At 71.3% G+C, this 11,750-nt stretch carries 10 protein-coding genes; 4 read left to right on the top strand and 6 right to left on the bottom strand.

Features of this window, described 5'->3' with window-relative positions; translation table 11 throughout:
- Positions 1–3 precede the first annotated feature (3 nt).
- Both VO99_RS00720 and VO99_RS00715 read right to left on the bottom strand, forming a co-directional pair.
- Positions 4–717, bottom strand: coding sequence for a head GIN domain-containing protein (locus VO99_RS00720; protein WP_046110876.1), 714 nt, complete (start codon positions 715–717; stop codon positions 4–6).
- 13 nt (positions 718–730) lie between these two features.
- Positions 731–2,425, bottom strand: a complete 1,695-nt coding sequence (locus VO99_RS00715; RefSeq protein WP_046110875.1) for a putative bifunctional diguanylate cyclase/phosphodiesterase — start codon at positions 2,423–2,425, stop codon at positions 731–733.
- Between the two features lie 251 nt (positions 2,426–2,676).
- Between VO99_RS00715 and VO99_RS00710 the strand changes: the two genes are divergently transcribed.
- Entirely contained in the window at positions 2,677–3,852 is a 1,176-nt protein-coding gene (locus VO99_RS00710) for a sensor domain-containing diguanylate cyclase (protein WP_198156829.1), read from the top strand.
- Here VO99_RS00710 and VO99_RS00705 read toward each other — a convergent pair.
- On the bottom strand, positions 3,798–5,528 hold the full coding sequence (locus VO99_RS00705; RefSeq protein WP_046110874.1) for a cation acetate symporter: 1,731 nt from the start codon (positions 5,526–5,528) through the stop codon (positions 3,798–3,800). The two genes, VO99_RS00710 and VO99_RS00705, sit on opposite strands and share 55 nt — an antisense overlap.
- A complete protein-coding gene (locus VO99_RS00700) occupies positions 5,525–5,833 on the bottom strand; it encodes a DUF485 domain-containing protein (protein ID WP_046110873.1) in 309 nt (102 codons plus the stop codon). The genes VO99_RS00705 and VO99_RS00700 overlap by 4 nt, the downstream gene beginning before the upstream one ends.
- Before the next feature lie 113 nt (positions 5,834–5,946).
- On the opposite strand from VO99_RS00700, the gene VO99_RS00695 reads away from it, so the two are divergent.
- Entirely contained in the window at positions 5,947–6,948 is a 1,002-nt protein-coding gene (locus VO99_RS00695; RefSeq protein ID WP_046110872.1) for a 2-hydroxyacid dehydrogenase, read from the top strand.
- Between the two features lie 158 nt (positions 6,949–7,106).
- Here the strand turns inward: VO99_RS00695 and VO99_RS00690 are convergent, their stop codons facing one another.
- Together VO99_RS00690 and VO99_RS00685 are read right to left on the bottom strand one after the other, a co-directional pair.
- A complete protein-coding gene (locus tag VO99_RS00690) occupies positions 7,107–7,874 on the bottom strand; it encodes a hypothetical protein (RefSeq protein WP_046110871.1) in 768 nt (255 codons plus the stop codon).
- A 7-nt stretch (positions 7,875–7,881) separates the two neighbouring features.
- Positions 7,882–8,439 (bottom strand): DUF924 family protein, encoded by a 558-nt coding sequence (locus VO99_RS00685; protein WP_046110870.1) that lies wholly within the window; start codon positions 8,437–8,439, stop codon positions 7,882–7,884.
- A 126-nt stretch (positions 8,440–8,565) separates the two neighbouring features.
- On the opposite strand from VO99_RS00685, the gene VO99_RS00680 reads away from it, so the two are divergent.
- Both VO99_RS00680 and VO99_RS00675 read left to right on the top strand, forming a co-directional pair.
- Positions 8,566–9,387 (top strand): DUF2189 domain-containing protein, encoded by an 822-nt coding sequence (locus tag VO99_RS00680; RefSeq protein WP_046110869.1) that lies wholly within the window; start codon positions 8,566–8,568, stop codon positions 9,385–9,387.
- An 80-nt stretch (positions 9,388–9,467) separates the two neighbouring features.
- Positions 9,468–11,654, top strand: a complete 2,187-nt coding sequence (locus tag VO99_RS00675) for a 3-hydroxybutyrate oligomer hydrolase family protein (RefSeq protein WP_046110868.1) — start codon at positions 9,468–9,470, stop codon at positions 11,652–11,654.
- Positions 11,655–11,750 lie beyond the last annotated feature (96 nt).

Raw genomic sequence — 11,750 nt, 5'->3', positions numbered from 1 at the left:
GCGTCAGCGCAGGGCCGGCATCGGGCCCAGCGCCTTCAGCGTGGCCGTGCCGCCGATGGCCACCGTGGGCTTGACCATGCCGTAGTAGCCCACGCTGGCCGCGCCGCCGATGGCCACGTTGAGCGACGAGCGCACGCACACCGTGGCCCGGGCACTGCCACCGCCCTGCACCATCGCCGCGCCGGCATCCAGCCGGCCGGCGTCCAGCCCGGCGCTGCCGCCCAGCTGCGCGGTGAGCTCCCGCGCGCTGCCGTCCAGCACCAGCCGGCTGCTGCCGCCCAGGGCCACGCGCAGCCGTCCCACCTCCAGCCGCTGCAGCCGCATGGCGCTGCCGCCGCCGCCGGTGATGCTGAGCTCGCCGCCCGACAGGCCGCTGGCCGACACCTGCGTCAGCCCCGACGTGCTGAGCCCGCGCAGCTGCCGCAGCGTGACGGTGACGCGGGCGGCCTGCGGCTCGAAGGTCTGTTCGTCCTGGATGTGCAGCGTGCGGTTGTCCACCCGCGTGCCGATGAGCGGCAGCACCTCGGGCCCGGCCTCGATCTCGATGCCCTCGGGCATGCCCTGCCGGATGACGATGCGTGCGCCGGTGCGCAGCTCCAGCCGGTCGAAGCCGGACAGCTCCCGGGTCTCGTGCTCGGCCCGCGAAGGCGGTGCGGTGATGGCCAGCAGGGCGGCCAGGAACCCGATGGCGGCGATGCGAGGTGCTCGTACGGCCATGGCAACTCCCTCGTCAGCAAACCCCGATGGTGACACCTTCCGGAGGCATCGACAGCAGCGCCTCGATGAACTGCGGCCGCGCGAACAGGTAGCCCTGCACCAGGCCGATGCCGGTGTGCTGGCGCAGGTAGGCCAGCTCCTGCGCGGTTTCCACGCCCTCGGCCACCACCTCGATGCCCAGCGCGGTGCACAGCGATTCGATGGCCCGCAGGATGCCCTGGCTGCGCGGCCGCTCATGGATGGCGGTGATGAAGGCGCGGTCCACCTTCACCTCGTCGGCGGTGAGGTCGGCCAGCGTGGCCAGCGAGGAATAGCCGGTGCCGAAATCGTCGATCGACACCCGCACGCCCACCTCGCGCAGCTGCGGCAGCGCCTCCTGCTGGAAGCGCTGGGTGGCCAGCAGGGCATCCTCGGTCAGCTCGATAACCACATGCCGCGCGATGCCGGCCACGGCCAGCTGGTCGCACAGGCCCTGGATGAAGGCCGCATCCGCCGCCTGGCGGGCGGACACGTTGATGCTCACCGACACCTGCGCACCGAAATGCGCCTGCAGCGCCGGCAGGTGCAGCGCCACCTCGTCCACCATCAGGCGCGTGAGTTCGTCCAGCAGCCCCAGCTGGCCGGCCAGCGCGATGAAGGCGCCGGGCGCATGCACGGTGCCGTCGGGCTCCACCCAGCGCACCAGCGCCTCGAAGCCCACCACCTGCCCGCTGCGCAGCGACACCTTGGGCTGGAAGGCGGCGCGGAAGTGCCGCTCGCGCACCGCGGTGCGCAGCCGCTGCTCGGTGTCCATGCGGCGGTCGATGGCGCGGCCCATGGCTTCGTCGAACACCGCGGCGCTCCCGCGCCGGCCTTCGCGCGCACGGCCCATCGCGGCATCCGCGCAGCGGCGCAGCGAGTCGTAGCTGTCGCCATGCAGCGGGAACAGGCTGGCCCCCAGCGAGGCGGAGGTGAGCAGCTGGCGGCCGTCGATGTCGAACGGCTGCTTCAGCGCCTGCAGCAGGCGGTCCAGCAGCGGCGGCAGATGCTCGGGGTCGCCCAGCGGGTCCAGCAGCAGCAGGAACTCGTCGCCGTTCAGCCGGGCCAGGGTGTCGCCGCCGCGGATGCACTGGCCGATGCGGCCGGCCACCGCCTTGAGCAGGCTGTCGCCCACCGCATGGCCGTAGGAATCGTTGATCTGCTTGAAGTTGTCCAGGTCCACCACCACCAGCGCGAAGTGCCCGCCGCGCTGGTGCTGGCGCACGGCGGCGCCCACGATTTCCTGCATCAGCCCGCGGTGGGGCAGGCCGGTCAGCTCGTCATGGAAGGCGCGGCGGGTGAGGTCCAGCTCCACCCGCTTGCGTTCCGTGACGTCCACCGCGGTGGACAGCATCAGCGTCTGGCCCAGCAGCTGCACCCGCCGGCTGTTGACCACCAGCGTGCGCACGCGGAGGCCATCGGGCACGGTCAGCTCGCGCTCGCGCAGGCCGCCGGCCTCGAACTGCTGCAGGAACTCGCGCCGCAGCCGCTGCGCATGGCTGGGCGAGCGGCCCAGCAGCTCGAAGGGCACCTGGCCCAGCAGCGCGGGCAGCGGCCGGCCCAGCAGCTCGGCCATCACGCGGTTCATCAGCCGCACGCGGCCGTCGGCCTGCTGCAGGCACACGCCCACGGGCAGCTCGTCCAGCATCGCATCCAGCAGCGCGGCTTCTGGCGGGGTCGGCAACGGCATCGGTGCGGCAGCGCGGCGTCAGGCGGCGGGCCGCGCCGGGCGCGGGCGGACAAGCCATTGGCCGGCCGGGCGGCCGCGGCACTCATGGAAGGCGATCGGTGCGGTCATCGGGTACTGCTTCGGCCCACCGGGGCCCAGCAGGGCGTATCGGCTGCCGCGCGCCCGGCTTGAGGCGGGGCGGTGGCGTCAAGCACCGCCGCTGCCGGCCGATAAACAGGCAGCCCGACGGCCCCTGCCGCGGGATGCAGACCATGTCGACCTCACTTCCCGGGCCCCTCGAAGACGCCGCCGTCCAGCACGGCCGGCGGCTGGGCTTTGCACGCGCCAGCTACCGCGGGCGCATGGTGGGCCTGGCGCTGGGCTTCCTCACACTGGGCTGCGCCATGTGGCAGCAGGCGGCGCCCTGGTGGTTCTGGCTGGGGCCGGCGCTGCACGGCTTCCTCTGGCCGCACATTGGCTGGCGGCTGGCCCGCCGCGCGGCCGACCCGCATGCGGCCGAGCGCCGCAACATGGTGCTGGACCACCTGGCCGGCGGCGCATGGACGGTGGCCATCGGCTTCAGCGCCCTGCCCAGCCTGCTGATGCTGTCGATGATGAGCATGGACAGCGCCATCGCCGCCGGTGCCCGCCAGCTGCTGCGCGGCATGGCCGCCCATGCGGCCGGCATCGGCCTGGGCGTGCTGGCCTTCGGCTGGCGCTGGCACCCGGCCAGCACCATGCTGGACGTGCTGGCCTGCGCCCCGCTGCTGCTGCTGCATCCGGCCGCGGTGGGCATCACCGCCCACCGCCTGCTGGCCAAGCTGCAGGCGCAGCGGGAACACCTGGCCCGGCTGGGCCGCCACGATGCGCTGTCGGGCCTGTTCAACCGCGCGCACTGGATGGCGCTGGTGGAGACGGAGTTCCGGCGCTTCGGCCGCGGCGGCCCGGTGGCCACGCTGGTGCTGGTGGACATCGACCACTTCAAGCGCATCAACGACAGCCGGGGCCATGCCGCCGGCGACCAGGCCATCCAGCGCTTCGCGGCGCTGCTGCGGCTGGGGCTGCGCGGCATCGACATGCCGGCCCGCTACGGCGGCGAGGAATTCGGCGTGCTGCTGCCCGGCACCAATGCGGCCCAGGCGCGCGAGGTGATGGAGCGGCTGCGCCTGTCGCTGCACCGCCATCCGCTGCTGGACGACCAGCCGGTGACGGCCAGCTTCGGCGTGGTGGCGCTGGACCGCCACGTGCGCGATGCGGCCGACTGGATACAGCGCGCCGACCGCCTGCTGTATCGCGCCAAGCACCTGGGCCGCGACCGCGTGGTGGTGGCCGGCGAGCCGATGGACCACGGGGCCGAAGCCCCGTCTTCGTCCTTCCTCGCCTCGCGCTTCGGTCAGTGGCCGGAGGCGGTGGCCGCGCCCAGGCCGGTTTCCGAGCGCACCCGCTGAGCCGGGAAGGCATCGCGCTCCCGCGCGGCCTGGGCGCTGCGGTCCAGCAGCGAGAACAGCCAGATGCCGACGAAGCCGATGGTCATGGAGAACAGCGCCGGCGAGGCGTAGGGGAACAGCGCCGAGCCCTTGGGATTGCCCAGCGTCACCTCCCACACCGAAGGCGACACCACCGTCAGGCCCACCGAGGACACCAGCCCCAGGAAGCCGCCGATCACCGCGCCGCGGGTGGTGCAGTCCTTCCACAGCACGCTCATGAACAGCACCGGGAAGTTGGCCGAGGCCGCGATGGCGAAGGCCAGCGACACCATGAAGGCGATGTTCTGCTTCTCGAACGCGATGCCCAGCACCACCGCCACCACGCCCAGCGCCAGCGTGGTGATGCGCGAGACGCGCAGCTCCGCCTTGCTGTCGGCATTGCCCTTCTTGAACACGGTGGCATACAGGTCGTGCGACACCGCCGACGCACCCGACAGCGTCAGCCCGGCCACCACCGCCAGGATGGTGGCGAAGGCCACCGCCGAGATGAAGCCGTAGAACACATTGCCGCCCACCGCCTTGGCCACCAGCACCGCCGCCATGTTGGAAGCACCGGCCCCTCCGTGGATCACGCCGGTGGCGACGTCCGCGAACTCGGGGTTGGTCAGCACCAGGGTGATGGCGCCGAAGCCGATGATGAAGATCAGCACGTAGAAGTAGCCGATCCAGGTGGTGGCCCAGAACACGCTCTTGCGGGCCTCCTTGGCATCGGGCACGGTGAAGAAGCGCATTAGGATGTGCGGCAGGCCGGCGGTGCCGAACATCAGCGCCATGCCGAAGCTGATGGCGCTGATCGGGTCCTTCACGAAGCCGCCCGGGCCCATGATGGCCTCGCCGATGGTGGCGGCCTCCTGCGGCGCCTTGCCGGCGTTGGTGGCGAAGGTGGTGCGGATGTCCACCGCCCGCGAGAACAGCCGCTCCGGGCTGAAGCCGAACTGGCTCAGCACCATGAAGGCCATGAAGGTGACGCCCGACAGCAGCAGCACCGCCTTGATGATCTGCACCCAGGTGGTGGCCGTCATGCCACCGAACAGCACGTACAGCATCATCAGCGCGCCGACGATGACCACCGCCATCCAGTAGTCCAGCCCGAACAGCAGCTTGATGAGCTGCCCCGCGCCCACCATCTGCGCGATCAGGTAGAAGGCCACCACCACCAGCGTGCCCGAGGCCGCGAAGGCGCGGATGGGCGTCTGCTGGAAGCGGTAGCCGGCCACGTCGGCGAAGGTGAACTTGCCCAGGTTGCGCAGCCGCTCGGCCATCAGGAAGGTGAGGATGGGCCAGCCCACCAGGAAGCCGATGGAATAGATGAGGCCGTCGTAGCCGGTGGCCATCACCGCGGCCGAGATACCCAGGAACGAGGCCGCCGACATGTAGTCGCCTGCGATGGCCAGGCCGTTCTGGAAGCCGGTGATGCCGCCGCCGGCGGTGTAGAAGTCGGCCGCCGAATGGGTGCGCGAAGCAGCCCACTTGGTGATCCACAGCGTGCCCATCACGAACACCGAGAACATGCCGATGGCGATCCAGTTGGTGGGCTGCTTGGCGGCCTGGCCCACGTCGCCCCCGGCGGCCAGGGCGGCCGGCACGCACAGCGCCAGCAGCAGCGCCGCCAGGGCGCGGGAGGTGCTGCGGTTCATCGTGCCACCTCCTTCATCAGCTCGGCGGTGAGCCGGTCGTACACGTTGTTGGCGCGGCGCACGTACAGGCCGGTGATGACGATGGTGAAGACGATGACGCCCATGCCGATGGGAATGCCCAGCGTGGTGACGCCCGCGCCCAGCGGCTGCGCCAGGAAGGGCTTGTTGAAGGCGATGAGCGCGATGTAGCCGTAGTACACGGCCAGCATCACCAGGGTGAGTATCCAGCCCAGGCCGCCGCGCTTGCGGCGCAGCTCGTGGTACTTGGGATGCGCCTCGATGCGCGCGACGAGCGGGTCGGTCATGGCTGTCTCCTTGTCTGCTGGAGTCCACTGTGCGCGCCCACGTTGACCGCCACCTTACGATGGCCGCAGGGCCGGCTTGAGCCAGGTCAAACCGATGTGAAAGAGGCTTGCCGATGAAGGTGGCCGTGTTCAGCACCCAGCGCTACGACCGCACGTTCCTGCAGCAGGCCAATGACGCGCTGCCGCGGCCGCATGCACTCACCTTCTTCGAAGCGCCGCTGGAACGCGAGACCGCAGCGCTGGCCGCGGGCTTCGGCGCGGTGTGCATCTTCGTCAACGACCATGCCGACGCGGCCGTGCTGCAGCAGCTGGCGCACGGTGGCACGCGGCTGCTGGCGCTGCGCTGCACCGGATTCAACAACGTGGACATCGATGCCGCGGCGGCCGCCGGCCTGCGCGTGGTGCGGGTGGCCGAGTACTCGCCGCATTCGGTGGCCGAGCATGCGGTGGCCCTGATCCTGGCGCTGGACCGCAAGATCCACCGCGCCTACAACCGCACCCGCGATGCCAACTTCGCGCTCGACGGCCTGATGGGCTTCGACCTGCATGGCAAGACGGTGGGCGTGATCGGCACCGGCAAGATAGGCCGGGTGTTCGGCCGCATCATGGCCGGCTTCGGCTGCACGGTGCTGGGCCACGATCCCTGCCAGTCGCCCGACTTCATCGCGCAAGGCGGGCACTACGTCGCGCTGCACGAGCTGGTGGCGCGGTCGGACGTGATCAGCCTGCACTGCCCGCTGACACCCGACACCCACCATGTGATGGACGAGGCGCTGCTGGGCCGCATCAAGCACGGCGCGCTGCTGGTGAACACCAGCCGCGGCGGCCTGGTGGACACCGAGGCCGCCATCGAGGCGTTGAAGACCGGCCGCCTGGGCGGCCTGGGCATCGACGTCTACGAGCAGGAGGCGGGGCTGTTCTTCCGCGACCTGTCCAGCACCATCATCCCGGACGACGTGATCCAGCGGCTGACTTCCTTCCCCAACGTGATCGTCACCGGCCACCAGGCCTTCTTCACGCGGGAAGCGATGGGCACCATCTGCGCCACCACCATGGCCAGCATCAGCGCCTTCGAGGCCGGCCTGCCGCTGGCCGACGAGGTGCTGCCGCCTTAGAACCTGTGAATGAACCGGTCGCGACCGAGCGGCGCGACAGGGCGGCCTGGGTCTAGGCGCAAAGCGCAGCCATAGCTCGGGCTATGGCGAGCATTTGCAACGACGAACCGGGTCGTCAGGGCGCGACGAGCGGGCGTGAGTGGTTCGTTCACAGGTTCTCAGCCCTGAAGCGTGAGCCGCACCGCCGGCAGGCCGGCGATGTCGCCCAGCACCAGCGCGCCCTGCGCAGGCACCGGCACCAGGCCCACGTAGGAGCCGGTGGTCACCACCGTGCCCGCCGGCAGCCGCAGGCCGCGCCGCGCCACGTGGCGCACCAGCCAGGGCAGCAGCCGCAGCGGATTGCCCGCCGGGTTGTGGCCGGGCAGGCCCGGCAGCGGCCGGCCGTCCAGGCTGAGGGACAGCACCGGATCGGTGAGCGAGCGGCCGCGGTCGAAGGCCACCGGCTCGGCCACCACCAGCGCTCCATGGAACATCAGGTCGGCGTGGGCCAGCAGCGGCGGCGGCACCACGCCTTCGGCAAAGCGGCTGGCCACCACCTCGATGCTGGCGGCCATGCGGTCGATGGCCGACAGCACCTCGGCATCGGCCAGCGACTCGTCGCCCGGCCCCATGTCGCGGGCGAAGAAGAAGGCCAGCTCCAGCTCCAGCCCCAGCAGGCGGCCGCCCGGCACGCAGCCGTCATGCAGCGGCAGCACCGCCGCCCCGTGGTGCACCGCATCCGCCGGCAGCGGCGCCCCGGCGATGGGGCCGTCATGCGCCTTGGCACCCACCTTCCAGCCGCCCACGCCCTGGCCCAGCCGCGCCAGCAGCGCATGCTGCAGGTCGCAGGCCTGGGCCTCGTCGGCCGGCAGCGCGCCGGCGGGCAGCGTATCGAGCACGCGGCCCTGCATGCGGGCGTCGGCCAGCAGTTCGATCAGCGGCTGCATGGGCAGCTCAGCCCTTGAAGCCGCCATCGGCCAGGAAGGCCAGCTCTTCCGGCGTGCTCTCGCGGCCCAGCAGCCGGTTGCGGTGCGGGAAGCGGCCGAAGCGCTGCACGATGTCGTGGTGGCCCTGGCCATGGCGCGCATAGGGGTCGCCGAGCGCGCGGTTGAGGTCCAGCGACTGGCGCTGGTCGGGCATGTGCTCGGAGTGCATCAGCGGCAGGTAGCAGAACACCCGCAGCTCCGGCTCGATGTGGTGGTCGAAGCTGCGCTCCAGCAGACCGCGCACGAAGTGGCGGGCCAGCGGATCGGTGGCATACATGTGGGCGCTGCCGCGGAAGCAGTTGCGCGGGAACTGGTCCAGCAGCAGCATCAGCGCCAGCGCGCCTTGCGGCGTGTCGGCCCAGGCGTCCAGCTCGCGGCGCGCGGCGGCGAAGTGCGCCTCGGTGAAGCGCTCGCGGAACTGCTGGTCGAAGGCATCGTTCTTGGCGAACCAGCGGTCGGCGCCGGCTTCACGCCAGAAGCGGATCACATCGTCGGGCACGACAGCGGGCAGGGAGGCAATCGTCATGGCAGGTCTCGCAACGGGCTCGGCCCGAGTATCGGCGCTGCGCACGCCAGGGAATGTCTGGGGGAATCCACCGCGCGCTTGCGCTTATGTTGCGCGGACGTACGCCTTGCCTGCGCACCCCGCCCGATGACACCCGACCCCACCGCTCCCTCCCCCGCGCCGCATGGCGGCAGCCCGTTCGAGATACCGCTGCATCCGCTGCGCTTGACCGACCCGCCGCAGTGGCTGCTGCGCGGCCTGCAGGACTTCCTGCGGGCGCCGGCCATCGGCCTGTTCTTCGGCGGCTGCTTCGTGGCCATGGGCTGGGCGCTGATGAAGGTCTTCCAGTCCGCGCCGGCCTACGTGCTGGCGCTGTCGGCCGGCTTCCTGCTGATGGGGCCGCTGCTGTGCATGGGCCTGTACCGCGTGAGCCAGGCGCTGGAGCGCGGCGAGCAGCCCGACTTCGGCGATGCCCTGCTGGCCTGGACGGCCAAGCCCGGCGCGCTGGCGATCTTCGGCTTCGTGCTGCTGGTGCTGGAGATGCTGTGGGGCCGCGCGGCCCTGGTGATCTTCGCGGTGAGCTTCGACGGCATGCCCGACTTCCAGGGCTCGCTGGCCAAGCTGGTGGAGCCGGAGAACCTGGGCTTCATCGTCACCTATTGCGGCGTGGGCGCGGTGTTCGCGGGCCTGATCTATGCGGTCAGCGTGGTGGCCATCCCGATGATCCTGGACCGCCAGGTGGATGCCATCACCGCCGGCCTCACCAGCCTGCGGCTGGTGCTCACCCAGACCGGCGTGATGCTGTGGTGGGGCGCGCTCATCACCCTGCTGGTGGGCCTGGCGCTGCTGCCGTGGTTCCTGGGCCTGCTGGTGGTGGGCCCGGTGGTGGGCCATGCCACCTGGCATGCCTACCGCGCCGCCGTGGGCACCGCCCCGGACGCCGGCACAACAGGGATTGCCCGAACGTAGTTTCACCAACTGTCGCGCAGGCACGCTGCATCCCTACGCTTGCGGCCTCATAGCAGCACCTGCAGTCGAGGAGACAAGCGATGAACAAGACCCTGGGCACCGCCGTGGCGGTCACCCTGATCGGCGGCCTGGCCGGTTGCGGCAGCGACGACGGCCCCGAGCTGAACAAGCTGCCCGCCGGCTTCACGCAGCACAGCGTGACCGACTTCACCGCCACCACGCCGGGCACCGGCAGCACCGCGGCCACGCAGGACCTGCTGACCGGCGGCCTCGGCAAGGCCGGCCTGATGGTGGCCGCCCCGGCCTACGCCGACCCCGCCGCGCCCACTGCCGCAGAGCTGCGCCGCAATGCGCTGCACTCCAACTACCGCGGCCTGGTGGACTTCACCGCCAACGGCGGCTACGGCCGCTTCTACGGGCCCAACATCGATGCCAACGGCAACGACACCCTCGGTGCCGGCATGGTGCCGGGGCGCGAGTACGTGGCCTCGCTGGACGACGGCAGGGGCAACAAGCGCACCGTGGTGGCGGTGCAGGTGCCCGCCAGCTTCAACCCCGAGGCGCCCTGCCTGGTGCTGGCGCCGTCGTCGGGCTCGCGCGGCGTGTACGGCGCCATCGGCACGGCCGGCGAATGGGGCCTCAAGCGCGGCTGCGCCGTGGCGCTGACCGACGCCGGCAAGGGCATGGGCCTGTACGACCCCACCGACGACAGCGTGCACCAGGTGGACGGCACCCGCGCCAGCCGCAGCGTGGCCGGTGCGTTGTCGCACTTCGCCGCCGCGCTCAGCGACACGGCGCGCGCCGCCTTCAACAGCGCCTTTCCCAACCGGCTGGCGCTCAAGCATGCGCATTCGCAGCAAAACCCCGAGAAGGACTGGGGCAACGACACCCTGGCCGCCGGTCGCTATGCGATGTACGTGCTGAACGAGCAGTTCGGCCGCGCCGCCTGGGACGGCAGCGGCAAGGAGGTGCGCTTCACCCGCGACAACACGCTGGTGATCGCCGCTTCCGTGTCCAACGGCGGCGCCGCGGTACTGCGCGCGGCCGAGCAGGACGCCGACGGCCTGATCGACGGCGTGGTGGCCGGCGAGCCCAGCGCGCAGCCGTCCAGCACCACCGGCTATGGCGTCAGCGTAGGCGGCGTGGCGGTGCCCACCTTCGGCCGCCCGCTGTTCGACTACTTCACCCATGCCAACCTGTACCAGCCCTGCGCCTCGCTGGCGCCGGCTGCGGTGCTGGCCGAAGCCTCCACCTACAACACCATGGGTTCGCCCGCCTTCCGCGCGCTGGCGGCCAACCGCTGCAATGCACTGGCCGCACGCGGCCTGCTCACCGGCGCCACCACCGCCGAACAGGCGGCCGACGCGCTGGCCCGCCTGCGGGCCTACGGCTTCACCGCCGAGCACGACACGATGCACAACGCCCACTATGGGCTGGGCAACGCGGCCATCATCACCATGATGTATGCCAACGCCTACGGCCGCTTCTCGGTGGCCGACAACGTGTGCGGCCTGAGCGTGGCGGCCACCAGCCCCACCACCGGCGAGGTGGTGCCCGTGGCGGCCAACACCAAGGCCGCCAGCTATGCCGCGGGCAACGGCACCGCCAATAGCTCGCCGGCCAGCGTGGTCTACAACAACTCGGTGGGCGGGGCGCGGCAGTGGTCGTTCGGCGTATCGCCCACCAGCGGCACGGCCGACCTGTCGCTCGACTCCGCGCTGTGCCTGCGCTCGCTGGCGCTGGGCACCGACGCGGTGACCGGCGCTGCACTCACTGCCAGCAGCACGCCCACGCTGGCGCAGAGCCAGGCGGTGCGTGCCGGCGTGAACGAGGTGCTGCTGAACGGCAACCTGCGCGGCAAGCCCACGCTGATGGTGGGCGGGCGCAGCGATGCGCTGATCCCGGTCAACCACTCCGAGCGGGCCTACCTGGCCTTCAACCGGCTGACCGAAGGCGCCGGCAGCCCGCTGCGCTACATCGAGGTGACCAACGCCCAGCACTTCGACGGCTTCCTGCCCTTCCCCGGCTTCGACAACCGCTTCGTGCCGCTGCATGTGTACTTCATCGCGGCGATGGATGCGATGTGGGCCAAGCTGAAGAACGGCACCGAGCTGCCGCCCAGCCAGGTGGTGCGTGCCACGCCGCGCGGCGGCCTGCCCGGCGCAGCACCGGCGCTGACCGCGGCCAACCTGCCGGCCATTGCCACCACGCCAGCGGCGGCCGATGCCATCGGCTTTGCCGGCAGCACGGTGAACATCCCCCAGTAGCGCCTCCGGGGCCGCCGGCTTAAGGTGGCCTTCAGGTAGGGCGGCTTCAATGCGTCGGCGGCCATTTCCGGCCGCCGATGCCTTCCAAGGAGCCAC

The organism is Aquincola tertiaricarbonis (assembly GCF_000969605.1).
Lineage (GTDB): Bacteria > Pseudomonadota > Gammaproteobacteria > Burkholderiales > Burkholderiaceae_C > Aquincola > Aquincola tertiaricarbonis.
Note: the sequence above shows the minus strand (reverse complement) of the source record. Positions and strands in the feature narration are given on the sequence as shown.

Coding starts and splice junctions, on each gene's coding strand:
- VO99_RS00720 (WP_046110876.1), bottom strand. CDS start 717: ATGGCCGTACGAGCACCTCGCATCGCCGCCATCGGGTTCCTGGCCGCC.
- VO99_RS00715 (WP_046110875.1), bottom strand. CDS start 2,425: ATGCCGTTGCCGACCCCGCCAGAAGCCGCGCTGCTGGATGCGATGCTG.
- VO99_RS00710 (WP_198156829.1), top strand. CDS start 2,677: ATGTCGACCTCACTTCCCGGGCCCCTCGAAGACGCCGCCGTCCAGCAC.
- VO99_RS00705 (WP_046110874.1), bottom strand. CDS start 5,528: ATGAACCGCAGCACCTCCCGCGCCCTGGCGGCGCTGCTGCTGGCGCTG.
- VO99_RS00700 (WP_046110873.1), bottom strand. CDS start 5,833: ATGACCGACCCGCTCGTCGCGCGCATCGAGGCGCATCCCAAGTACCAC.
- VO99_RS00695 (WP_046110872.1), top strand. CDS start 5,947: ATGAAGGTGGCCGTGTTCAGCACCCAGCGCTACGACCGCACGTTCCTG.
- VO99_RS00690 (WP_046110871.1), bottom strand. CDS start 7,874: ATGCAGCCGCTGATCGAACTGCTGGCCGACGCCCGCATGCAGGGCCGC.
- VO99_RS00685 (WP_046110870.1), bottom strand. CDS start 8,439: ATGACGATTGCCTCCCTGCCCGCTGTCGTGCCCGACGATGTGATCCGC.
- VO99_RS00680 (WP_046110869.1), top strand. CDS start 8,566: ATGACACCCGACCCCACCGCTCCCTCCCCCGCGCCGCATGGCGGCAGC.
- VO99_RS00675 (WP_046110868.1), top strand. CDS start 9,468: ATGAACAAGACCCTGGGCACCGCCGTGGCGGTCACCCTGATCGGCGGC.